Source organism: Vibrio toranzoniae, from assembly GCF_024347655.1.
Classification (GTDB): domain Bacteria; phylum Pseudomonadota; class Gammaproteobacteria; order Enterobacterales; family Vibrionaceae; genus Vibrio; species Vibrio toranzoniae.
The window spans coordinates 997,656-1,022,730 of record NZ_AP025514.1 but is presented as its reverse complement, the minus strand read 5'-3'; the positions used below and the strand labels follow the sequence as shown (position 1 = coordinate 1,022,730).

Below are 25,075 nucleotides of genomic sequence, written 5' to 3'. Positions count from 1 at the left end.
TTTATTCGATTAAGACTTCAACAACTTCGCAATGTGCGCTTTTAACACATCAATCGCAATACGATTTTTACCACCACGAGGAACGATGATGTCTGCATGTTGTTTCGAAGGCTCGATAAACTGCATGAACATTGGACGCACTGTTTTTTGATATTGTTTAAGTACAGTATCCATTGTACGTCCACGCTCTTCTACATCACGTTTAACACGACGCAATAGACAGATGTCTAACGGTGTATCCATAAAAACACTTGCGTGCATTAGGTTACGAAGACGCGGGTCTGTTAATAGCAGAATACCTTCTAAAATGATCACTTTCTTAGGTGTAAGTGTAGTCGTTTCAGAAGTACGTGTGTGCTCAGTGTAACTGTATTCAGGAACTTCTACGGCATTGCCACTCATTAGCTGCTGTAGATGTTCACATAAAAGATCATGATCTAATGCATTTGGGTGATCGTAGTTAGTTTTAACACGCTCTTCCATACTCAAGTGACTTTGGTCGCTGTAATAGCAATCTTCCGTGATAACACCAATTTGATGGTCGCCTACTTTTTCGCGCAGCTCATTATAAATCGTACTAGCAATCAGACTTTTTCCTGAAGCTGAAGCGCCAGCGATACCTACGATGACACATTGATTATTATCAGACATTAATTTTGCACCCGATATGGTTTGGTGGTGGGAATAGATAAACCGCCTGATTATAGGGGCTAAACAACATAGATTCTAGTCGCCATTCTAGCTAATTGCAGTCAAATTGATGATATCAATGCATTTCATGAATACAATCGTTTGCTTTCAAACAGCACCCTTATAACTATTTGCGCACCCCAATGATTATTTGTCCAACTTCAAACAGCTATGTTGGTAACCTAGATACTTTTTGCATTGATCCGCGCTATTCAACCATCGAAAAGTTAATCGCTTCTGGTCTCGCTTTTCCCGTCCAGAACATTTTCGCAGCGATATTTTCAGCAAGTTCTAGATAGTGACGCGTATGCTCACTATCTGGACGACGTATTACCGTCGGGCAACCTGCGTCAATGTCTTCTCTCACATCAATATGCAATGGAATTTGCGCCAAGATATCAAGGTGAAACTCTTCTGACATCGCTTCTGCGCCACCAGCACCAAAGATATGCTCTTTCTCACCACAGTGGCTACAGATATGGTAGCTCATATTTTCTACTAGTCCTGCTACTGGCACACTTACTTTATCAAACATAGCGACACCTTTACGTGCGTCGGCTAATGCCAAATCTTGCGGCGTAGTCACCACAACAGCCCCTGTCACAGGAATCTGTTGTGACAATGTTAACTGAATATCCCCTGTGCCCGGTGGCATGTCGATAACTAAGTAATCCAACTCTGGCCATACCGTTTCATTAACAAGTTGGCCTAATGCCTTGGCCGCCATTGGGCCACGCCAAATGGCAGCATCATCTTTCGATACAAGGTAACCAATGGAGTGAGTGAAAATACCGTGCACCTCAATTGGCATCATCCACTTGTTATTTTGAACTTCTGGTTTCGCGTCTAATTGGCCAAGCATCATCGGCACAGAAGGGCCATAGATATCTGCATCCAATAAACCCACTTTTGAACCAGACTTAGATAAAGCCAAAGCAAGGTTGACTGAAGTCGTCGATTTACCCACCCCACCCTTTGCAGATGTCACGGCAATGATGTTCTTCACGCCCTTCAATGGTGTCGCAACCGTGGTTTCTAACGCAGATGGCTTCACCTTCACTTGAAATTGGAAAGTACTCACAAGCTTTTGCTCAATCTGGGCATTAATCCAATCTTCAAGATCAACAGCAAGCTGATTGGCAGCGAAAGGCAATGTAATAACAAATGATCCACGGGGATCAACAGAGACGATATTTTGGTGTAACGCCCACTCAGGAATGAGGATAGGTGACTCGAACTCATTCAACCATGAACAGAAATCTTGCTTAGAAGTAAAGTTACGCATTGGAGCTCCTTTTTTATTTATGCTATCACCCACGAGATAAAGACTGAACCCCTAAAAAACTAAGGGAATCCTGTATCTGACTCCTTGGCGTAACACACGTTATAAAGTAGTATTACCCATCAAATTTATACCTATCAATAAAAGCGAATATTAAGTATGGCAAACGATCCAAGAACTCTTGATCCAAGGAAATTACTGGTTACTTGTGCCCTTCCGTACGCTAACGGTTCGATTCACCTAGGTCACATGCTTGAGCACATCCAAGCTGACATTTGGGTTCGTTACCAACGCCTGCGTGGCAACACTGTAAACTTCATCTGTGCTGACGATGCCCACGGCACACCAATCATGCTTAAAGCACAACAGATGGGTATTACACCAGAAGAGATGATCGCTGCAGTAAGTGAAGAGCACCAACAAGACTTCGCAGGCTTCGATATTAGCTTTGATAACTACCACAGCACACACAGCGAAGAGAACCGTGAACTGGCTTCTCACATTTACCTAGAACTTAAAAAGAACGGCTTTATTTCTAGCCGCACTATTTCTCAGCTTTTCGATCCTGAGAAAGAGATGTTCCTACCAGACCGCTTCGTAAAAGGTACTTGCCCTAAGTGTAAGTCAGAAGACCAGTATGGTGATAACTGTGATAACTGTGGTGAGACATACAGCCCAACTGAACTGATTAACCCTAAATCAGCGGTTTCTGGTGCAACTCCAGTAATGAAAGACTCTGAGCACTTCTTCTTCGACCTACCTCAGTTCGAAAGCATGCTTAAAGAGTGGACTCGTTCTGGCTCTCTACAGAATGAAACTGCAAACAAAATGCAGGAATGGTTTGAGTCAGGCTTGCAACAGTGGGACATCTCTCGCGACTCACCTTACTTCGGTTTTGAAATCCCAGGCGAGAAAGATAAATTCTTCTACGTTTGGCTAGATGCTCCTATCGGTTACATGGGCTCATTCAAAAACCTTTGTGACAAGCGCGATGACCTAGACTTCGACGAATACTGGAAGAAAGACAGCACAGCTGAACTTTACCACTTCATCGGTAAAGACATCGTTTACTTCCACAGCCTATTCTGGCCAGCAATGCTAGACGGCGCGGGCTTCCGTAAGCCAAACAACGTATTTGTGCACGGCTACGTAACGGTTAACGGTGCTAAGATGTCTAAATCTAAAGGCACATTCATTAAAGCAAGTACGTACCTAAATCACTTAGACCCTGAGTGTCTACGTTACTACTACGCTGCTAAGCTAAACAGCCGTATCGATGATTTAGACCTTAACCTTGAAGACTTCACTCAACGTGTAAACGCTGATGTCGTAAACAAGATCGTTAACCTAGCTTCGCGTAACGCTGGCTTCATCACTAAGCGTTTTGAAGGCAAGCTTTCTGCTGAATTTGCAGAACCAGAACTTTACAATGAATTCGTTGCTGCTGCTGAGCGTATCGGTGAGCTATACGAAACTCGTGAGTTCAGCCGCGCTATCCGTGAAATTACTGCACTAGCAGACAAAGCTAACCAGTACATCGATGATAAAGCACCTTGGGTTCTTGCAAAAGAAGAAGGCAAAGAGAAAGAGCTTCAAGAAGTTTCTTCTGTCGGTATTAACCTATTCCGCGTGCTGATGGCTTACCTGAAACCAGTGATGCCTGAGCTTGCGGCTCGCACCGAAGCTTTCCTAAACGAAGAGCTAACGTGGGAAAGTATTGCAGCGCCGCTAACTGATCACGAAATCACTAAGTTCAAAGCGCTATTTAGCCGCATTGATCCGAAGAAAGTGGAAGCCATGATCGAGTCTTCTAAAGAAGATGCAGCCGCAGAAGCAGCTGCGAAAGAAAAAGCAGAAGCTGAAAAAGAGCAAGCCAACCAAACTGAGCTAGACAAAGAACCAATCGCAGACGAGATTGAGTTCGATGCCTTTGCTGCAGTCGATATGCGTATTGCTCGTATCATCTCTTGTGAAGAAGTTCCGAAAGCGAACAAACTACTGAAGTTCCAATTGGACATCGGTGGTGAAACTCGCCAAGTGTTCTCTGGCATTAAGTCAGCTTACAAACCTGAAGAGCTAGAAGGCAAGCTAACCGTAATGGTAGCAAACCTAAAACCTCGTAAGATGAAGTTTGGCATGTCTGAAGGCATGATCTTAGCGGCGGGCCCTGGCGGCAGCGACCTATGGATCCTTGAGCCACACGAGGGTGCTCAACCTGGTATGCGTGTAATGTAATTCTGACTTCTGTCAGATAAAAAACACTCATAGCAAAATCCCTAATGTACTTTTAGCTTGAAAGAGCTAACCAGCATTGGGGATTTTTTATATCTACCGAAAATAAGCGTTCTCTGTTAGAGTCGCCATCAACTATGCTAAGTAAAGTATGAAACGGTTTATCAATGGCAATGCGCCGTTTGAATCCACTTTACTCTCTAAACCTTTTTAGGACACCTCAGTGACTAACAATGAAATCTTGCGTCGTATTCAGCACGCACTAAACCTTAAAAATGCACAAATCATCAAAGCTATCGAGCAAGCTGATGTGACTGTTGCTCATGACCAAGTGATTAACTGGCTGAAAGACGATAACGACAAGTCATGCTCTAAAATGAAAGATAAAGAGCTAGCGGTATTCCTGAATGGTTTCATCAACCTGAAGCGTGGCAAAAAAGAAGGTGCTCAGCCTAAACCTGAGGTAGCACTGACAAACAACATGATTTTCATGAAGCTACGTATTGCGTTAAACATGAAAGCAGAAGATGTGCTAGACGTGTTAGAAGTCGTCGGCATTAGCTTGAGCAAGCACGAGATTGGTGCGTACTTCCGTAAACCAGAAAACAAAAACTACAAGATATGTGAAGACCAACTACTTTGTGATTTTCTAAATGGCGTCCAATTTACGAACCGCCCAGATTCAGAAGAGTTTGTAGCTTAAGTTACTAACACCCGCTCTTCAGAAATACAAAAGCGGCGAGATAATTTAATTATCTCGCCGCTTTTTCGTTTTCTTTATGTCACTTACCGAATCAACCTAAAATTTATCAGATTAGCGTTTACCGGATTAACTATCGTCTTCAGTGAAGTTAGTTGGCAACGTTGTTTTCATTTCATTCCAAACCTGCGCGCTTGCGATGCCGTAATTACGGATCACCAGTGGCAAGTTTTCTCGTTGACCACTCTCACAAATAACGAATAACTCTTTATAGAAGTTTATCGCCAAACGTCGAGCTTCTGGGTTGGAGAAGTAGTAACTACCAATGCGGTCATAGAATTTACGTACTCCGTTGAAAATCAAACCATAAATTTGATTACCGGAGTGGAACGCCAAACGTTGAAAAAGCATGTAGTCATAGAAGTTGAAAGTCTTCGCGATTAAGATCGTCTGACGTTTCGCTTCATCTTTCTCTGAATCTTCTTTGACTGCTTGCTTAATCTTGTCGGCGTATGGTGAGGATTCTAAGAACTCATCCCATGTAGGTGCCGCAAGTAGCGCTTCACAAGATTCAATCACGTTGCTAATAGTACGCTCTGAAGCTTCTTTGTTTACTTTGAATGCATAACGCATAAAGATTGGGCTGATATTGGTACGCGCAGCGAGTAAGTCTTCGACCATTTTACTTGCGTTATCAACATCCAACGTCATTAACGTATCGAGAATATGGAGACCAGAAGTCTCCATAAACTGGTTTACTTTGGTTGGTTTGCCGTGTTGGATTGTCAACCAACCATCACGAGCAAGACGCTGAAGCACTTCACGAAGCGTGGTGCGTGTTACACCAATCAGTTCAGAAAGCTCACGCTCAGCGGGTAAGATAGAGCCAGGAGCAAAACGGCCATTCCAAATACTTTCAATGATATACTTTTCTGCAAAACCTGCCGGGCTCTTCGCCTTAATGACCATCTACACTTCAATCCAATTAAATTATTCTGTTCTAATTTACTCATCATACCACTAGTCACACCTAGCGGAAACACCCTCAAAAACTTAACTCACTCATATCAAGCAATAGAGTTAAAACTCTAAAGATAAACACACGTTTGCACCCAAGCTTTAGAAAGCAAGTGACTATAAACAACCATTCCAACAATTCATTAACACAACAAAAATTCTTTAAAATCAATGACATTGGTCATAATTTAAGAACCATTAAATTGCAATATTAAGTTGTAAAAATCACACATAAACCGCCTTTATTCTGTGATTTTCAATCATTTCGATTAAATATTGATTCTAGTCGGTTTTTATTAAATTTTAAGTGATATGCTCGCACTACTTTGATCGCGTTTCTCAACAAAAAAGTGGTATTTTTAGCACTACAGAACTTTTCCTGTTGACTAAATGTTATCTAAGAGTAGAGTTTCGCTCAAAAATAAGCAGTGCTTGAGTTTCTAAGGGAGTGACTTGGCAAGACCACAGAACGTTACATGGAATGTAGTTTTTCTAAGTCACTGTTAGCTATAGTTTTTAATGATTTCTATAGCTCGATTTTCAAAATGTTGTATTGCTTGTCTATTCATAATCAACATAAAAGAGTATTAACATGCCGATGTCTCTCGGAAACGCTTTTATCAAGAACTTCCTTGGTAAAGCTCCTGATTGGTATAAACTTGCCATCATTTCCTTTTTAATCATCAATCCATTTGTTTTTTTCCTAGTTGACCCATTTGTTGCGGGCTGGCTATTAGTGGTTGAGTTTATTTTCACTTTAGCAATGGCTTTGAAATGCTATCCTCTTCAACCAGGAGGTTTACTGGCGATTCAAGCGGTCGCCATAGGCATGACCAAACCTGAAATGGTCTACCACGAGCTACAAGCTAACCTTCCTGTATTACTCTTGTTGGTATTCATGGTTGCTGGCATCTACTTCATGAAAGAACTGCTTTTGTTCATTTTCACGAAGATACTGCTCGGTATCCAATCTAAAATTCTGCTTTCTGTTGCTTTCTGTATCGCTGCCGCTTTTTTATCGGCATTCCTAGATGCGCTAACAGTAATTGCCGTTGTGATCAGTGTTGCGGTTGGCTTCTATTCTATCTACCACAAAGTGGCATCAGGCAAAGGCTCAACGTCTGCACACGATCATACTCATGATGAAGAGATCTCTGAGCTAACTCGTGATGACTTAGAAAACTACCGGGCCTTCTTACGTTCACTACTCATGCATGCAGGCGTGGGCACGGCACTAGGTGGTGTCATGACCATGGTCGGTGAACCACAGAACTTAGTGATAGCTAAGCAAGCGAGTTGGGAGTTTGGTGAGTTTATCATCCGTATGCTGCCAGTCACGCTGCCCGTATTCATCTGCGGTATTCTAACTTGCGCACTTGTAGAGAAATTCAAAGTGTTTGGCTATGGAGCCAAACTACCAAATAACGTTCGCCAAATCTTGGTCGAGTTCGACAATAAAGAACGAGCAAATCGTACCAAACAAGACGTAGCAAAACTATGGGTTCAAGGTGCAATCGCAGTTTGGCTTATTGTAGGCCTTGCGCTTCACGTTGCTGAAGTGGGTTTGATTGGCCTTTCAGTTATCATTCTGGCAACAGCATTTACTGGCGTTATCGAAGAGCACTCAATGGGTAAAGCATTTGAGGAAGCACTGCCATTCACCGCTCTGTTAGCTGTTTTCTTCTGCATCGTTGCAGTAATCATCGACCAATCATTATTTAAGCCTGTAATTGATGCTGTACTTCACGTTGAAGATAAAGGTGCTCAACTCGCACTATTCTATGTGGCCAACGGTATCTTATCGATGGTTTCAGATAACGTATTCGTAGGTACGGTTTACATTAACGAAGTGAAAACAGCGCTTATTGAAGGTATCATCACTCGTGACCAATTCGACCTACTCGCAGTGGCGATCAACACGGGTACTAACCTACCTTCGGTTGCAACGCCAAACGGTCAGGCAGCATTCTTGTTCCTATTAACATCAGCACTGGCTCCGTTAATTAGACTATCTTACGGGCGCATGGTTATCATGGCACTGCCTTACACAATCGTTTTGGCACTGGTTGGCCTAGCAGGCATCGTGTTCTTGGTAGAGCCGATGACAGCATGGTTCTACGATGCTGGTTGGATCATTCATCGAGCAGGTGAAGTAGTTGCACCCGTTATCTCTGGTGGTCATTAAGCTAAACACTGTGTCGCAAACCACAATAAGTATAACTAACTAATCAAAAATATTCGTTGATTAGGAAACTTATCCAAGATAAAAAGCTCTGAGTATTCAGAGCTTTTTTATTTTATAGACAGGGTTAAATTCGTGAACTTTTTTATAATGCTCAAAGACTTCTCTAAGGGACGTTTATCTTGGCTTTTATTGCTGGCTTTTATTGTATTTTTTGAGGCGTGCGCTCTTTTTTTCCAGCATGTGATGATGCTTGGCCCTTGCGTGATGTGTATCTATGAACGCGTTGCTATGCTCGCAATTGGTGTTGCAGCCCTCATTGGTGCAATTGCTCCGAACAATCCAATATCGCGCTGGTTGGGCCTAGCTGGTTGGGGATTTGGCGCATACAAAGGTTTGACACTGGCTTTAGAGCACGTTGACTATCAGTTTAATCCGTCTCCTTTCGCAACCTGTGACTTATTCGTGACCTTCCCTAGCTGGGCACCTTTAAACCAATGGGCTCCGTGGATGTTTGAGGCTTACGGAGACTGCAGTAAAGTGGTGTGGCAGTTCTTAGAACTTTCAATGCCACAATGGCTCGTGATTGTCTTTGCGGGTAACTTGGTTGCTTTCGGTTTTGTTGTCATTTCTCAATTTGTTAGATCAAAGAATGACTAACATTTAGCTCATCATGTTCAGAAGCTATAAAGTCGACCCAAAGGTCGACTTTTTTATGCTTAGACTTTTTATTACTTAAAGCGTGTTACTTACTCAAGCTAATTTCGTCAACAAACTGTGATTAGCTCTTTTTACCACAACATTGTTTAAACTTTTTGCCGCTCTCACAAGGACAAAGGTCATTTCGACCGATGCCTTTAAATGGATTCACGCTCTGGGATTTATTACCCAACATAGCTTCATCAGCCGCCATAGCTACTTCTGAAATCATTAGATCGACTTGACCAACTAAATCTGTAAGCGATGGTGGGTTTTTAAGCCCTGCAGCGACCATTTGTTGCTGAGTTTGTTCTTCATCAATCGCTAACATCAAGGTTGTTAGGAGCGCTTGTAACATGCGCAGTGTACCATCCGCGACCGTCACGCTCTGCCACTGCTCTTCCACTGTTGGCCAAACCATCATGAAACCTTCCGCAAAATCTGCGAACTGCTCATTGAAGTCACCTTCAGCCAAAACGTCAGTCAGTAAGTATTCACTACGCTGAATCAGGTTATGCTGGCGGTTAATCTGTTCCGTCACTAATGTTACAAGCTCTTTGCCCGCTTCAGGCGCTACAATAGCAAGCCATTCTTCAGGATCGAGTGGCTTTGTCGCTAGGTTAGACGCAAGGATTGCACCTTCAATAAACGGCGGCGTAATGTCTGAGATAGATTCAGGTAGGCTTAATAATTGATATGTCATGAAAGCTCTGGATATTGGGGCATTTTCGGTATTATAACGCCATCGCTCCTAAAATGTCGCTACTAACCGATGAAACCGACATCACATCTAACCGGCAAAGATATAGTAGTAGGTACACCACACTCATAGTGACAATCCTGTAAGCACACCGTACAATCACGCCTCTTAAATTTTCGGTACACTCAGTTTCGGTAGCAAACAATATGCGAGTAATACTTGGCCCTATGGAGGGCGTACTAGATCACCTAATGCGCGAAATTCTGACAGAGATCAATGATTATGACCTCTGTGTAACAGAGTTTGTGCGCGTAGTTGATCAACTTCTGCCTCCGCATGTTTTCCACCGTATTTGTCCTGAATTACATCAAGGCTCTCAAACTATGGCAGGTGTGCCTATCCATCTCCAACTTCTTGGACAACACCCAAATTGGATGGCCGAAAATGCCTTCCAAGCTGCGAGTTTAGGCGCTAAAGGCATTGATATTAATTTTGGCTGCCCTGCAAAGGCGGTAAACAAAAGTAATGGTGGAGCTTCACTGTTAAAAGAGCCAGAACTCATCTATCAAGTGGTAAAAGCCTGCCGAGAAGCCGTGCCTGCACACATTCCAGTCTCCGCAAAAATTCGATTAGGCTGGGAGCACCCTGAAGAGTGCTTTGAAATTGTCGACGCTATCGAACAAGCAAAAGCTGACGAACTCACCGTACATGCACGAACCAAAGTTGGTGGCTATAAAGCCAGCGAAATCAAATGGGACTACATCAATCAAATAAGAGAGAAAACGTCTCTGCCGTTGATTGCCAATGGGGAAATTTGGAACTATCAAGATGGCCAAGATTGCATTAAGGCAACAGGAGTGGATTCATTGATGGTCTGCCGCGGCGCCTTCAATATTCCGAACCTTGGTAATGTCGTTAAGCACGACCATCAGAAAATGCCGTGGAATAGAGTGATTGAACTTTTACTGCGTTATTCAGAGTTTCAAATTAAAGGGGATAAAGGCATGTACTACCCCAATAGAGTAAAGCAGTGGTTTGTCTACCTGAGTAAAGGTTACCCTGAAGCGAACGAACTATTTAAAGAAATTCGTACTTTCAAGAAAGCGCCTCCCATTGTAGAGCGCCTTCAGCGTTATCAAGAAGCACATCGCCAACCTGTCTAACTATTTACGCTTACCGATACAAGCGTGTTTACTTATTAAAACCGCATTTACCTAGACAAAAACGTTTAGATAGACACGTGGCGCTTCCCTCTTTCTGACAAAAACATCGATTCAATAACATGGCTAAAACTCGATTCGGTTTTTACCCGTCGTCTTAGCCACATACAGCTTTTCATCCGCGTATTTGAATATCTCGTCAAAGTTGAGGTTGTTGTGTTCAGCCTCAACAATACAAACCCCACCAGATATCGTGAAACCATCAGGGATAATGTCCGTTGAGTTCGCGCTAATTGCATTTTTAACGCGTTGTAATGTTCTTATCATGGCCGCTCGATCATCACCTTCCAGATAAACGACGAATTCTTCCCCACCAAACCTTGCAGCTACATCGCTATTTCGAATGCTACTACTAATCTGACGCGACATATAACGAATCACATCATCACCTTTATCATGACCATAGGTATCATTAATCGACTTGAAGTCATCAATATCAAATACTATTAAGGCAAACAATTGGTCATGTTCTACACTACTCCAAAAAACTTCCAAGCCACGTCGATTCAATAACCCAGTCATAGGATCTTTGGCTGCAAGATCTTTAAAATAGATACGTTCCATATTGGAATTAACGTAGAAAAAAATCGTTACAGAAAACATATACACGATAATAGCCACAATAAGGCTGTCTTTCTCATAAACAAAAAAGTGCTCGATCTCTTTAGCAAGGTCAAACTCATAGTAAATCGCTTGATGAGACGCAACCCCTTCCAATGCGATCTCGTGATAGAAAGTGGCATTATCGGTCGAATTGACTAATGTGATATCAATGATATCAATTCGGCCCACTAGATGTTCATTAGAGTTAGCAAGTAACTTATCAGCATCAATATCCACCGATAACATCCCTTGATGGGCTCCTTTGTGGAATACTGGCATTGTCATACTAATAATTCGGTCAAGAGAGTCAAACCGGTATACAGGGCCAGATAGCGTTAGATGCTCTGGGTTGTTAGCTGTTTTCTGCCAATAAGGGCGACTTTTGATTGTCGACAGCAATTCTTTGTTTAACCCCTTAGCAAAATCTTCAGGTGATGAAATAACGTAACCACGTGCATCAATAAAGTAAATGCCGTTGTGGTATTCATCAATCTGGGATAAGAATGAAAGAATAGGCGCCAAAGTAATCTTTTTTGAGGCATTTATGTAACTGTCACTATCACTGCTTTCAGAACATAAAGACTCCTCACCAACCAACATATAGTTGATATCAATAGAGGGAATGTCTGAAGTTTTGCCATCAGCAAGCAGTAACACGTCAATAGGCCAAATACGGCAAAGGCCACCAACCACTTGTTTGTTATGGTCGAGGGAGAAAGGATTACCGGATTTATAGTAATTAGAAAAGCTGTAATCTAAGGCAGTGACTATTTTAGTCGTTCGTTTAAACACTTCTTCGATACGGTGAAATTCGCTGTCGATTTCCTTTCCTACAGTATCAAAATGGTTCTTACCTATTAAACCAAGCAGCATTAAGGCGATCACAGCAGGAAATCCGAAGACAAAGTGAAGGCTAAAGTGCCTGTTTACTTTCATATAATTTGCTCTTAGCGTTTAGCTTCTTTCATTTATACCATTAATATTATTACACTAACCCACAACCCTCTCGATATAAAATAATGTAAATTGATATTAACAGCAGGCCTAACGGTGAGCTAACTATTCACAAACTAATAAAAAAAGAACGCTGTTTGATATCAATGTGATTAAGTTTGAATCATTAAAAACTTATTCAAGCTCTGTTAACAAAGTAACTGATAGATCGTCCGTCAATTAAGACCTAAAGAGGTTTATCGGCTAACGACCGCGCGCTCAATCACAGACCGAGGCAATGTCACGCCGAGCTTACGAGCCGCGTTCAAATTGACAACGAGTTGAGAGCTCTGGGCAGTTTTGACACTCAACTTTCCAGGTTTTTGTCCATTCAGAATCTCTACGACATAGTCAGCGGTTTTCACTCCAACGTCATAATAATCTAGACCTAAACCTGCAATAGCTCCCTGCCCAACATAAGACGTCGCCCCTGCAACCACTGGCGTCCCTGCTCGATTCGCCGCTTTGATAAGACCTTCCATGCCGCTTGCGACGGTATTGTCCGTTAAGGCGTAGATAACATCAGACTTCCTAGCCACAGATTTTGCTTTTGCTTCTACGTCTTCAACGCTCAATGCTTTTTCAGTGAGGAGAGTGAAACCAAAGTCTCGCGTAGCCTTTCTCAATAGTCCAATTAAAGCAACCGCATTAGCTTCTGCCGGGTTATAAACGACACCAATTGAACTTGCCTGAGGAAAAAGTTCTCTAATTAACGATACATGTTGAGAGATCGGTGATAAGTCAGAAAGGCCAGTGACATTTCGACCCGGTTTTTCCAACTGTTTTACAAGCCTTGCCCCGATTGGATCTGTCACCGCTGTAAACACAATAGGAATGGATCGTGTTGCCGAGACCAGAGCCTGAGAGGTAGGTGTCGCGATGCCGACTAACACATGAGGATTTTCACTGACTAGCTTCCTAGCTATTTTCGCAGCTTGCGCTGGATTTCCATCAGCCACCTCATAGGAAAACTCTAAGTTTTTACCGGATTCAAAACCGTTAGCTCGTAGCCCTTCAATCAATCCTAAACGTGTCGCGTTTAAATCAGGATGGTCTACCACTTGCGATACTGATACTTTGGCGATATTTGCCATCACGCTGCCAGTCCATAGCAACAGAAAACCACTCAAAGCAGCCGTTGATATTTTTTTTCCCGAAACCATCAATACTTCCTTCATCAAGATCTCGTTGTTATTGTTCGATCTAAGAGAATAATATCACACCCACTACTGATAGTATTAATAACAACCATTAATAACTTGAAGTGATATCTAACAGAAACACAACAAAGTTCGAATTATGTGAGAAAAATTGGTCGGGATGAATCAGTAGATAACAAACTAGGTGAGCACAAGTAAATGCACAACATCTGAGAACAAGCCACCACGATGTGTAGCCGTTCTCAGACGATAGGGATCGATGAGGTATTGTTAGAACCAGCGTTCCATTGACGATTTATCTAACTGGCGGAATGCACGATTCAAAATGATCGCCAATTCTTTATAGCGAGGGCGTGGCTTCATTGGCTCTAAAGCAAAACCCGTTTCAGTGATCTTCTCGTGCAGTTCGCGATACCACGATACTAACGCTGGCGGGAGTTGAGTGTTTGAGCGATTGCCTAACCACCACATACCTTGAAGCGGTAAACTAATAGCAAACAAAGCCATAACCACTGCTTGCGGTATCGCTTGGTTATTATTAAAGACCATTTGCGTCAGAACGCTGATAGCAGCTATCGCGGGCATCACTTTTACACCAAAGCGCGTCGCTTTAATGATGCGTTGCTCTGGGAAAATAGCGTTTAACTCTTTTCGGACAGGCCAAAGATCCATGTATTTTTGGCCATCTTTTAAACTGCTCGTTAAACCAACTCTATTGCTCATATGAGTCTCCCACTAAAAAAAAGTTGAAATCATCAACTAAAAACACAAGAATTTGACGAAAAATAATATTATTTCAAATTTTTTTGTTATATTTGCACAATATCGCTATTATTTGCAGACCTCAATCTCATTGTTGCCCTTATTTACAATTTAAGCAACTTTGAGAAGACTTCTGCAAGGAATGCTCAAGCCTCTTTTTTGAAAAAGTGCGCTTTCACTTTATACGGAAATTAACGTTTTTTTGACCAAGGTTAGTACGCAAGCCCACGTGCTTCGTCTATTCTTGAGATTAATTTTCATCCTTAACTGATTTCGATCAGAAAAATTAACAGGTAGTCATTAATGTCTAAGCTAGTTTTAGTTTTAAACTGTGGTAGTTCTTCTCTTAAATTCGCTGTGGTTGATGCAGAAACAGGTGCGGAGCACCTCACTGGTCTTGCTGAGTGTCTAGGTCTTCCAGAAGCTCGTATGAAGTGGAAACTTGATGGCAAGCACGAAGCACAACTAGGCGCGGGCGCAGCTCACGTAGAAGCACTATCTTTCATGGTAGAAACTATTCTTGCTTCTAAGCCTGAGCTTAAAGCTAACCTTGGCGCTATCGGTCACCGTATCGTACACGGTGGCGAGCAATTTACTTCTTCTGCCCTTATCACTGATGAAGTTCTTAAAGGTATTCAAGACGCTGCGACTTTCGCACCTCTTCATAACCCTGCTCACCTTATCGGTATCGAAGCGGCTCAACAGAACTTCCCTGGCCTTAAGAACGTTGCTGTATTTGACACTGCGTTCCACCAAACAATGCCTTCTGAGTCTTACCTATACGCTCTACCGTACAACCTATACAAAGAGCACGGTATCCGTCGTTACGGCATGCACGGTACTTCTCACCTATTCATCACTCGTGAAGTTGCAGGCCTACTAAACAAGCCAGTTGAAGAAGTTAACATCATCAACTGTCACCTAGGTAACGGCGCTTCTGTATGCGCTATCAAGAACGGTCAATCTGTAGATACGTCTATGGGTCTTACTCCTCTTGAAGGCCTTGTAATGGGTACTCGTTGTGGTGACCTAGATCCTGCGATCATCTTCCACCTACACGACGCTCTTGGTTACTCTGTTGAAGAAATCAACAACATGCTAACTAAAGAGTCTGGTCTTGCTGGTTTGACTGAAGTGACTTCTGACTGTCGTTTCGTTGAAGACAACTACGGTGAGAAAGAAGAAGCAACTCGTGCAATGGACGTGTTCTGTCACCGTCTAGCTAAGTACGTTGCTGGTTACACTGCAACTCTAGAAGGTCGTCTAGACGCAATCACTTTCACTGGCGGCATCGGCGAGAACTCTGGTCCAATCCGTGAAATGGTGCTTAACCGCCTAGGCATCTTCGGCATCGAAGTTGACAGCGAAGCTAACCTTAAAGCTCGTTTCGGCGGCGAAGGTACTATCACTACAGCTAACAGCCGCATCCCTGCAATGGTTATCTCAACTAACGAAGAGCTAGTCATTGCTGAAGACACTGCGGAACTAGCAGGTCTTTAATTGATTTTTCTGACTAGTTTCACTTGAAGCTAGTCAGCTTTTCATACTAAGAAAATGGGGCTCAACTTCTATTCCTACCCCAATTTAAATATCGGTGGGGATAGCCGTTGAGCTTTTTTTATTTCCAATAGTCAAAGGTGTTCGTCAATGTCACGTACTATTATGCTTATCCCTACAAGCGCTGGTGTTGGTCTTACTAGTGTTAGCATGGGTGTTCTTCGCGCTATGGAGCGCAAGGGCGTAAGTGTTTCTTTCTACAAGCCAATTGCTCAACCTCGTAGCGGTGGTGATCAACCCGATCTAACGTCTACTATTATCAGCGTAAACAGCGACATTAAGATTGGTGAGCCGATCGCGATGACTAAAGCTGAAGCTTTGATCGGTAGCGAAAAAATGGACGAACTTCTTGAGTCTGTTGTTGAACAATACAACAAGATCAACAAAGACGCAGAAGTCACGCTTATTGAAGGCCTAGTTCCAACTCGTAAGCACCCATTTGCAAACCAAGTAAACGCAGAAATCGCGAAGACACTTGGCGCGGAGATCGTATTCGTTGCGACTCCTGGTACTGACAACCCTACGCAACTTAAAGAGCGTATCGAAGTTGCATGTTCTAACTTCGGCGGTACTAAGAACAAGAGTATTAAAGGTGTCATCATCAACAAGCTTAACGCTCCTGTTGATGAAGCTGGCCGTACTCGTCCTGACCTTTCTGAAATCTTCGATGATGCAGATAGCGCTCAACAAGCGAATCTTGAAGTCATGCAAATCTTCAACTCTAGTCCTATCCGTGTTCTTGGCTGCGTGCCATGGAGCATCGACCTAATCGCAACTCGTGCGGTTGATATGGCTAAGCACCTTAACGCTGAAATCGTTAATGAAGGTGAGATCTCTAAACGTCGTATTAAGAGCATCACTTTCTGTGCACGTTCTCTACCGCACATGATTGAGCACTTTAAGCCAGGTTCACTGCTAGTAACCTCTGCAGACCGTCCTGACGTTATCGTTGCTGCGGCACTTGCTGCGAAAAACGGTGTTGAAATTGGTGCAATTTTGCTGACTGGCGGTTACGACATCCCAGAAAGCATTGCTAAACTTTGTGCACCAGCATTTGCTTCAGGCTTGCCGATCTTCAAAGCTCAAGGTAACACTTGGCAGACGTCTCTAAACCTACAAAGCTTCAACCTAGAAGTTCCTGCGGACGATAAAGAGCGTATCGAGTTCGTTAACGATCACGTTGCTAGCCACATTGATGGCCCTTGGATTGATTCTCTATCTGAAGGAACTCAAGGTATTCGTCGTCTAAGCCCACCAGCATTCCGTTACCAGCTAACTGAATTCGCTCGTAAAGCGGCTAAGCGTATCGTTCTTCCTGAAGGTGATGAGCCACGTACAGTGAAAGCTGCGGCTATTTGTGCTGAGCGCGGTATCGCAACGTGTGTACTTCTTGGTAACCCAGAAGAAATTCGTCGTGTTGCTGCACAGCAAGGTGTTGAGCTTGGCGCTGGCGTTGAGATCATTGATTCTGCATCAGTTCGCGAAAACTACGTTGCTCGTCTAGTAGAACTTCGTGGCGCTAAAGGAATGACTGAAGTCGTCGCTCGCGAAAAGCTAAACGATTCTGTATTCCTAGGCACTATGATGCTCGAAGCGGGTGAAGTTGACGGTCTAGTTTCTGGTGCTGTTCACACAACGGCGAACACTATTGTTCCTCCGTTCCAGATCATCAAGACGGCTCCTGATGCTTCTATCGTATCTTCAATCTTCTTCATGCTTCTGCCTGATCAAGTGCTTGTATACGGTGACTGTGCGATCAACCCAGATCCAACAGCGGAACAACTTGCTGAAATCGCTATCCAATCTGCAGATTCTGCTGCGGCATTCGGTATCGACCCACGCGTTGCTATGATCTCTTACTCTACTGGTGAATCTGGTAAAGGTGCAGATGTAGATAAAGTACGTGAAGCAACCAAACTTGCTCAAGAGAAACGTCCTGATCTAGTGATTGACGGCCCTCTACAGTACGATGCCGCTATCATGGAAAACGTTGCTGCTTCTAAAGCGCCTAACTCTCCAGTTGCAGGTAAAGCGACAGTATTCGTATTCCCAGACCTAAACACGGGTAACACGACTTACAAAGCGGTACAGCGTTCAGCAGACCTAGTGTCTATCGGTCCAATGCTTCAAGGTATGCGCAAGCCAGTAAATGACTTGTCTCGTGGCGCTCTAGTAGACGACATCGTTTACACCGTAGCTCTAACGGCTATCCAAGCAGATCAAGCAGCTCAAGCTGAAGAAAAAGTAATTAACTAATTTTTCTTTTGTAGAAAGCAAAAACCCTAGATTCTTATCTAGGGTTTTTTTATGTCTAATGCTTGAGGTTATTTGATACTCTTAAGATTAATCTAACCTCGTCCATGGGCCGATTCTAAATCAAGTGCAGGCCCTTTCGGCACAACTTGGGTTGGGTTAATACCTGTGTGGCTGTAATAATAGTGACGTTTGATGTGGTAAAAATCAGTTGTTTCTTTAATACCTTCGACCTGAAACAGCTCTTTCAGGTAGCCCTGAATATTAGCGTAATCCGCTATTCGCTGCTTGTTACACTTGAAGTGACCCACATACACTGCGTCGAATCGAACTAGAGTGGTAAACAATCTCCAATCCGCTTCTGTAATCTTATTACCCGCCAGATAACGGTGTTCGCTAAGATGAGCATCAACTTTATCTAACGCTTCAAATAAGGCGTCATACGCTTCTTCATAGGCTTCTTGTGTTGTCGCAAAGCCGGTACGATAAACGCCGTTATTAATGTTCGGATAGATATAATCGTTCCACTCATCAATCTTGCTCGCCAATTCCCACGGATAGTAATCATCCGTGTTGCCTGTTAACTCGTTAAATTCTGAGTTAAACATTCGGATGATTTCAGACGACTCGTTACTCACGATAGTGTTGGTTTTCTTATCCCATAAAACAGGTACTGTTACTCTTCCTGAATAGTCCGGTTTGGCTTGGGTGTAGATTTGGTGCATACGAGTGTGGCCGAAAAGAGGTTCCGGTAACCCCATTTGCCACCCTTCGCTCATCATATCAGGGCAAACCACCGTCACATCAACATGATCGGTTAGGCCTTTCAGCTCACGGAAGATCAGAGTGCGATGCGCCCAGGGACAAGCCAATGATACGTATAAGTGATAACGGCCGCTTTCCGGTTGAAACTGTGCGTCCGGCTTATTCTCTACCCAGTGACGAAAGCCTGCGTCTTCACGAACGAACTTACCGCCGTTTTCTTTGGTGTCGTACCACACATCGTGCCAAACACCTTCAACTAACTTGCCCATATCTAAACCTCTGCCTTGCAAATCTTTTCTCTAGTATAAAAAAGGCCCATTTTTTCAAAACTAGAATAAGTTGGCTTAGTTGTTCGAATTATTTGAAGGAGGTTTGTTCAGATACAAAAAAAGCGCAACTCATCAATAAGTTGCGCTTAAGCCTGTCACAGGCTGAACCGATATCAATAGGTTCTAGACTTGTACATGCAAGCAAGAGACTGCGTGTACGTCATTACCTTGAATGGTTGGCTTGGTCTGTGCGCAGATCTCGGTTGCTTGTGGGCAACGAGTACGGAACACACAACCCGATGGCGGGTTGATTGGCGATGGTAAATCACCTTCCAACATCTGGATCGTTTTGCTGCGCTCTAAGCGAGGATCTGGAATCGGAACTGCAGACATCAGGGCTTTGGTGTACGGGTGCTTGGGGTCAGCGAATAAAGCATCCGATTCACCCAGCTCTACCGCATTACCCAAATACATCACCAACACGCGGTCAGAGATGTGTTTAACCACTGACAAATCATGTGCGATGAATACCAAAGACAAACCTAACTCTTTCTGTAGTTCCATAAGAAGATTTACGACTTGAGCTTGGATAGACACATCCAATGCTGAAACAGGTTCATCACAGATGATCATCTTAGGCTTCAGAATAAGCGCACGCGCAATACCGATACGCTGACATTGACCACCAGAGAATTCATGCGGATAACGGTTGATTACGTTTGGCAGCAGACCAACCTTTGCCATCATCTCTTTAACTCTGTCCTTCACTTCCTGTTTAGAAAGCTCTGGATAGAAAGTTTGTAGAGGCTCGGCAATAATGTCGCCTACTGACATACGTGGGTTCAGCGACGCTAGCGGATCTTGGAAGATCATCTGAATTTCTTTACGAGTCTCACGACGCTTCACTTCTTGCATCTTAGTTAAGTCTTGACCTAACCACATTACTTGACCGTCAGTTGCTTCAACCAATCCGATAATAGCGCGTGCAAACGTTGATTTTCCACAACCTGACTCACCGACTACGCCCAGCGTTTCACCTTCGTAAAGATGAACATCTACACCATCAACCGCTTTAAGATTTGATGGTTTCGCCCATGGCCAAGCTGACTTAGCCGCGATGCTAAAGTGAACTTTCAGGTCTTTAATATCTAATAGTAATTCTTTACTCATTTTGTCCAAGTCTCCCAATCAGAAAAACAAGCACGCTGACGATCTTTTGCAAATGGCTGCAAAATTGGTGCTTCTTGCTTACAACGGTCCATTACACGGTGACAACGATCCTGATAAGGACAACCTGTAGGCAGGCGAAGTAAGTTAGGAGGGTTACCTGGAATCGTCGGTAGAATTTCACCTTCGGTATCCAAACGAGGAATCGCTTTCAGTAAGCCTTCGGCGTATGGGTGGCTTGGCTCGTAGAAAATTTCATCAACCGTACCGTATTCCATGGTACGACCGGCGTACATCACAAGTACTTTTTCACAAGAACCCGCAACCACCCCCAAATCATGGGTAATCATGATAATTGCCGTATTAAACTCATCTTTCAATTCGTTCAGCAATTCCATGATTTGCGCTTGAATAGTTACATCCAAAGCGGTTGTTGGTTCATCAGCAATCAGTAGTTTTGGACGACACAATAACGCCATTGCAATCATCACACGCTGACGCATACCGCCAGAGAACTCATGCGGATACATAGTAATACGCTTGCGAGCTTCAGGGATTTTCACCGCTTCAAGCATGCGTACTGATTCTTCAAACGCTTCGGCTTTACCCACGCCTTTATGCAGCATAAGTACTTCCATCAACTGATCACTTACTTTCATGTAAGGGTTCAGTGAGGTCATTGGATCTTGAAAGATCATTGCGATCTGTTCGGCGCGAACCTTGTTAAGTTCTTTCTCTGGCAGATTGAGAATTTCATTGCCTTCAAACTTTGCACTGCCTGAGATGATGCCGTTCTTCGCCAGCAGTCCCATCAGTGCAAATACCGTTTGAGATTTACCCGAACCTGACTCACCCACGATACCTAGCGTTTCGCCTTGGTTGAGTGAGAAATTCAGATCATTTACTGCAGTGACAATACCATCTTGAGTGGTAAATTCGACGCGCAGATCTTTGACATCTAATAAGCTCATTATTGCTTCCTTAATCTTTTATAGCTTTTGATTGCTATTTCGTTATCTGTCTTTTGGATCAAGCGCATCGCGCAGACCATCACCTACGTAGTTAAAGCAGAACAACGTGACTACCATGAATGCCGCAGGGAATGCCAGTTGCCAAATAGCAACTTCCATTGTTTGCGAACCTTCTTGTAACAGCGCGCCCCAACTTGTCATAGGCTCTTGAACCCCAAGACCAAGGAAAGATAAGAATGATTCTGTAAGGATCATGCTTGGAATCAGTAGCGTTGAGTAAACCGCAACAATACCCAATACGTTCGGTACGATATGACGTGTAATGATTTTCCATTTGCTGACACCACATACGTGCGCAGCTTCAATGAACTCTTTACTGCGTAAACTCAATGTTTGGCCACGTACAATACGCGCCATGTCGAGCCAAGCAATCGCGCCGATAGCAACAAAGATAAGTACAATATTACGGCCAAAGAACGTTACCAATACGATCACTAGGAACATGAATGGCACCGCGTATAAGATCTCTAGGATACGCATCATCACTCGGTCAGTACGACCACCAATGAAGCCTGAAGCAGCACCGTAAAGCGTACCGATCAGTACCGCTACGAATGCGCCCATCACACCCACCATAAGAGAGATACGGCCACCAATCATCGTACGAACATATAGGTCACGACCTAAGCTGTCGGTACCAAACCAGTGATCAGCATTTGGACCTACGTGCATTGCGTACCAATCAGTGTCATCGTAAGCATGCTGTGCCAGCATCGGTAAAAAGATTACCGATAGCACCATAATCGTTAGAATGAACAGACTGATCATTGCGGCTTTATTTCGCATAAAACGAATACGTGCATCCTGCCATAAGCTACGACCTTCAATTTCCAAACTCTCAGAGAAGTTTTCGATCGCTTCTAAATTTTCTTTTTTATTCAACATAACCATGCGTCCCTGTTAGTAGCGAATTTTCGGGTCAATAAGCGCTAGTAAAATATCAACAATTGCGTTGAACAAGATGAATAGGAAACCAATCAAGATGGTTACACCCATTACTAGCGAGTAGTCACGGTTAAACGCGGCGTTAACAAACAGCTTGCCGATACCTGGTAAGCCGAAGATGGTTTCTACAACAACTGAACCTGTAATGATACCGACAAACGCTGGTCCCATGTATGAAACAACAGGTAGCATTGCCGGCTTAAGTGCATGTTTAAGAACAATATAACGGTAGCTTAGACCTTTAGCTCGAGCAGTACGGATAAAGTTACTATTTAAGGTTTCGATCATGCTCCCGCGAGTGATACGAGCAAAGGTTGCTACATATAGAAGAGACATCGCAATAACCGGTAGCACGAGATATTTAGCCGACCCATCGAGCCAACCACCGGCAGGAAAAAGATTTAAGTGTAAAGAAAACACATAGATAAGAGCTGGAGCCAATACAAACGAAGGCATTACAACACCGAGCATGGCGGTCGACATTATGGTGTAATCAACCCAGGTGTTGTGCTTCAGCGCGGCTATCGTCCCTATGGTAACCCCCATTAATAACGTAAAGATAAAAGCAACAAGGCCTACCTTTGCCGATACGGGAAGTGCAACCGAGATTAACTCGTTAACAGAGTAATCTAAATATTTGAACGAAGGGCCAAAATCACCTTGTAGAATATTGGTCAAGTACGTGGTGTACTGCTCAAATACAGGTTTATCTAAGCCATATTTTGCTTCGATGTTCGCCATAACCTCTGGCGGTAATGGACGTTCGCTTGAAAACGGATTGCCCGGAGCAAAACGCATAAGAAAAAAAGAGATAGTGATCAACACCAACATGGTTGGAATCGCTTCAAATATCCTTTTCATAATGAATTTAAACATAAACTCACTCTTTCAGTCTGTGACAATGAAAATTAGAAAAACGCTACATGCACGCCCTGTGCATGTAGTGTCTGTATCGTTATAGTTATATTAACTTTTTATAATCGAAGCGCTTATTATTGAGCTTTGATATAGAGGTCTTTTGAGTAGATTTTCTCTTCCGCATTATTAGCTGGAAAGCCACCGACATGCGGGTTCAGTAGACGTGATTTCACGTATTGGTAGATAGGAGCGATTGGCATATCTTTAGCCATTAACGCCTCAGCTTCTAGGTAAAGTGCTTCACGCTCTTCTGCTGATGTAGAGTTAAGTGCTTTATCAATGATTTGGTCGTACTCAGCGCTATCGTAGTGAACACCACCGGTAGTGTTATTACTCTTCATTAGCGTTAGGAACGAAGACGCTTCATTGTAGTCACCACACCAACCAGCACGTGCTACTTCGAAGTCACCAGAATCTTTAGAAGATAGGTACGTTTTCCACTCTTGGTTCTCAAGTGTTACAGAAAGACCCAGTGTTTTCTTCCACATAGAACCTAGCGCTACAGCAATCTTCTTGTGGTTCTCTGAAGTGTTGTAAAGTAGGTTGAATTTAAGTGGGTTATCTTTACCGTAACCTGCTTCTTCAAGAAGACGTTCTGCTTCTGCGTTACGCTCTTTTTGAGACATCTTACCGTAAACTGGTAGCTCAGGATTGAAGCCCGCTGTAATTTCAGGCGTTAGGAAGTAAGCTGGTTTTTGACCTTGCGCTAGGATTGCGTCACTTACGATATTACGATCAATTGCGTAAGAGATAGCCTTACGTACACGAACATCATCAAATGGTGCTTTCTTAGTGTTAAAGATGTAGTAGTAAGTACATAGGTTACCCGCTACCGATACATCTTCAGCGTGTTCTTTCTTAAGACGCTTGAAGTGCTCTACTGGAAGTTCGTATGTGAAATCGATTTCGCCAGATAGGAAGCGGTTCATTTCCGCTACTTGATTTTCGATTGGTAGGAACGTTACTTTATTAAGAACGGTATGATCGTTATCCCAGTAATTTTCATTACGAACTAACTCAAGACGCTCATTAACGACCCATTGATTTGGAACAAATGCACCGTTACCAACGAAGTGGTCTGGCTTAGTCCATTGGTCACCGTATTTTTCAACAGTTGCCTTATGCACTGGCTTCACTGTGGTATGGCCCATCATCATTACGAAGTATGGTACCGCTGTTTCTAATTCAACAACAAGCGTGTATTCATCTACAGCTTTAACGCCGAGTTCACTCTTGTCTTTCTTACCCGCTACGATGTCTTTCGCGTTCACCATCTTGGTATATTCCATGTACCAAGCGTATGGAGAAGCTGTGGCAGGATCGACTGCACGTTGCCAACTGTAAACGAAATCTTCAGCTGTTACAGGATCGCCGTTAGACCATTTTGCATCTTTACGTAGGTGGAAAGTGAATGTTTTGTTGTCTGTCGTTTCCCAACTTTCGGCTACCCCTGGGATAGTGTTACCTTCGCCGTCTTGGTTCACTAGACCTTCTAGAAGATCACGAATTACGTGAGATTCTGGTACACCTTGAGATTTGTGAGGGTCGATAGTCGCAACTTCAGTACCGTTACCGCGGACCAGTTCCTGAACTTTTGCTAGTTCTGTACCTGCTGGAACGTCAGCAGCGATAGAAAGAGTAGAAGTGGCAGCCACTGCCAGACCTGCACCTAGAAGAAGGGCTTGAGTGATTTTATTCTTGTACATTTAATAAACTCCAAGTTTTTTGTATTGCATCCATGACTTCTTTGTTCGGCTCACTGAAAGGCAGTGATTTAGATGTATTTAGCTCAAATATTAAGCATTAAAACCTAAAACCTTACAAAGATTGCGGCTCACACTATCAATCATTGAAGTAATTTGCTATTAACATGTCGCAAAAAATCGGAGAATTTCCCAAAATATTCATGATATCAGTGTAAATATCTAAT

General features: G+C 43.3%; 20 protein-coding genes. 7 read left to right on the top strand and 13 right to left on the bottom strand.

The window, feature by feature from the left end:
• Window positions 1-9 precede the first annotated feature (9 nt).
• Both udk and apbC read right to left on the bottom strand, forming a co-directional pair.
• A complete protein-coding gene (gene udk / locus OCU50_RS04590) occupies window positions 10-651 on the bottom strand; it encodes a uridine kinase (RefSeq protein ID WP_017054975.1) in 642 nt (213 codons plus the stop codon).
• A 247-nt stretch (window positions 652-898) separates the two neighbouring features.
• A complete protein-coding gene (apbC, locus tag OCU50_RS04585; RefSeq protein ID WP_060467351.1) occupies window positions 899-1,975 on the bottom strand; it encodes an iron-sulfur cluster carrier protein ApbC in 1,077 nt (358 codons plus the stop codon).
• Window positions 1,976-2,131: 156 nt separating this feature from the next.
• On the opposite strand from apbC, the gene metG reads away from it, so the two are divergent.
• Together metG and OCU50_RS04575 are read left to right on the top strand one after the other, a co-directional pair.
• Complete coding sequence (gene metG, locus OCU50_RS04580; protein ID WP_060467350.1) at window positions 2,132-4,207, top strand: methionine--tRNA ligase; 2,076 nt, start codon at window positions 2,132-2,134, stop codon at window positions 4,205-4,207.
• A gap of 220 nt (window positions 4,208-4,427) precedes the next feature.
• Window positions 4,428-4,907 (top strand): YehS family protein, encoded by a 480-nt coding sequence (locus OCU50_RS04575; RefSeq protein WP_060467349.1) that lies wholly within the window; start codon window positions 4,428-4,430, stop codon window positions 4,905-4,907.
• Window positions 4,908-5,033: 126 nt separating this feature from the next.
• Here the strand turns inward: OCU50_RS04575 and fadR are convergent, their stop codons facing one another.
• Window positions 5,034-5,873, bottom strand: coding sequence for a fatty acid metabolism transcriptional regulator FadR (gene fadR, locus OCU50_RS04570; RefSeq protein WP_060467348.1), 840 nt, complete (start codon window positions 5,871-5,873; stop codon window positions 5,034-5,036).
• A gap of 640 nt (window positions 5,874-6,513) precedes the next feature.
• On the opposite strand from fadR, the gene nhaB reads away from it, so the two are divergent.
• Together nhaB and dsbB are read left to right on the top strand one after the other, a co-directional pair.
• Window positions 6,514-8,106 carry a Na(+)/H(+) antiporter NhaB gene (nhaB, locus tag OCU50_RS04565; RefSeq protein WP_060467347.1) on the top strand — a complete coding sequence of 531 codons (1,593 nt, stop codon included), beginning with the start codon at window positions 6,514-6,516 and terminating at the stop codon, window positions 8,104-8,106.
• Between the two features lie 147 nt (window positions 8,107-8,253).
• The gene (gene dsbB, locus OCU50_RS04560; protein WP_060467346.1) at window positions 8,254-8,763 is read left to right on the top strand and encodes a disulfide bond formation protein DsbB; all 510 of its coding nucleotides are present in this window, start codon (window positions 8,254-8,256) and stop codon (window positions 8,761-8,763) included.
• A gap of 121 nt (window positions 8,764-8,884) precedes the next feature.
• On the opposite strand, the gene OCU50_RS04555 is transcribed toward dsbB, so the two are convergent.
• Window positions 8,885-9,505, bottom strand: coding sequence for a YecA/YgfB family protein (locus tag OCU50_RS04555; protein ID WP_060467345.1), 621 nt, complete (start codon window positions 9,503-9,505; stop codon window positions 8,885-8,887).
• A 203-nt stretch (window positions 9,506-9,708) separates the two neighbouring features.
• Here OCU50_RS04555 and dusC point away from each other — a divergent pair, with 203 nt between their 5' ends.
• Entirely contained in the window at window positions 9,709-10,665 is a 957-nt protein-coding gene (gene dusC / locus OCU50_RS04550; RefSeq protein WP_082710318.1) for a tRNA dihydrouridine(16) synthase DusC, read from the top strand.
• A 123-nt stretch (window positions 10,666-10,788) separates the two neighbouring features.
• Here dusC and OCU50_RS04545 read toward each other — a convergent pair whose 3' ends face one another.
• From OCU50_RS04545 to yfbV, 3 genes are all read right to left on the bottom strand, one after another.
• A complete protein-coding gene (locus tag OCU50_RS04545; protein ID WP_060467343.1) occupies window positions 10,789-12,261 on the bottom strand; it encodes a sensor domain-containing diguanylate cyclase in 1,473 nt (490 codons plus the stop codon).
• A 254-nt stretch (window positions 12,262-12,515) separates the two neighbouring features.
• Window positions 12,516-13,481, bottom strand: coding sequence for an ABC transporter substrate-binding protein (locus OCU50_RS04540; protein ID WP_060467342.1), 966 nt, complete (start codon window positions 13,479-13,481; stop codon window positions 12,516-12,518).
• Between the two features lie 267 nt (window positions 13,482-13,748).
• The gene (gene yfbV, locus OCU50_RS04535; protein ID WP_017054964.1) at window positions 13,749-14,201 is read right to left on the bottom strand and encodes a terminus macrodomain insulation protein YfbV; all 453 of its coding nucleotides are present in this window, start codon (window positions 14,199-14,201) and stop codon (window positions 13,749-13,751) included.
• Between the two features lie 342 nt (window positions 14,202-14,543).
• On the opposite strand from yfbV, the gene OCU50_RS04530 reads away from it, so the two are divergent.
• Both OCU50_RS04530 and pta read left to right on the top strand, forming a co-directional pair.
• A complete protein-coding gene (locus OCU50_RS04530) occupies window positions 14,544-15,740 on the top strand; it encodes an acetate kinase (protein WP_046222695.1) in 1,197 nt (398 codons plus the stop codon).
• Between the two features lie 147 nt (window positions 15,741-15,887).
• Complete coding sequence (gene pta, locus OCU50_RS04525) at window positions 15,888-18,053, top strand: phosphate acetyltransferase (protein ID WP_017054962.1); 2,166 nt, start codon at window positions 15,888-15,890, stop codon at window positions 18,051-18,053.
• A 92-nt stretch (window positions 18,054-18,145) separates the two neighbouring features.
• Here the strand turns inward: pta and OCU50_RS04520 are convergent, their stop codons facing one another.
• The 6 genes from OCU50_RS04520 to OCU50_RS04495 all read right to left on the bottom strand — a co-directional run bounded on the left by OCU50_RS04520 (window position 18,146) and on the right by OCU50_RS04495 (window position 24,851).
• On the bottom strand, window positions 18,146-19,084 hold the full coding sequence (locus OCU50_RS04520) for a glutathione S-transferase family protein (protein ID WP_060467341.1): 939 nt from the start codon (window positions 19,082-19,084) through the stop codon (window positions 18,146-18,148).
• Window positions 19,085-19,267: 183 nt separating this feature from the next.
• Complete coding sequence (gene oppF, locus OCU50_RS04515) at window positions 19,268-20,254, bottom strand: murein tripeptide/oligopeptide ABC transporter ATP binding protein OppF (RefSeq protein ID WP_017054960.1); 987 nt, start codon at window positions 20,252-20,254, stop codon at window positions 19,268-19,270.
• Complete coding sequence (gene oppD, locus OCU50_RS04510) at window positions 20,251-21,222, bottom strand: ABC transporter ATP-binding protein (RefSeq protein ID WP_060467340.1); 972 nt, start codon at window positions 21,220-21,222, stop codon at window positions 20,251-20,253. Before oppD ends, oppF begins: the two co-directional genes overlap by 4 nt.
• 42 nt (window positions 21,223-21,264) lie before the next feature.
• Window positions 21,265-22,167, bottom strand: a complete 903-nt coding sequence (oppC, locus tag OCU50_RS04505; protein WP_017054958.1) for an oligopeptide ABC transporter permease OppC — start codon at window positions 22,165-22,167, stop codon at window positions 21,265-21,267.
• A gap of 15 nt (window positions 22,168-22,182) precedes the next feature.
• A complete protein-coding gene (gene oppB / locus OCU50_RS04500) occupies window positions 22,183-23,103 on the bottom strand; it encodes an oligopeptide ABC transporter permease OppB (protein ID WP_017054957.1) in 921 nt (306 codons plus the stop codon).
• A gap of 116 nt (window positions 23,104-23,219) precedes the next feature.
• Window positions 23,220-24,851 carry an ABC transporter substrate-binding protein gene (locus tag OCU50_RS04495; RefSeq protein WP_060467339.1) on the bottom strand — a complete coding sequence of 544 codons (1,632 nt, stop codon included), beginning with the start codon at window positions 24,849-24,851 and terminating at the stop codon, window positions 23,220-23,222.
• Window positions 24,852-25,075 lie beyond the last annotated feature (224 nt).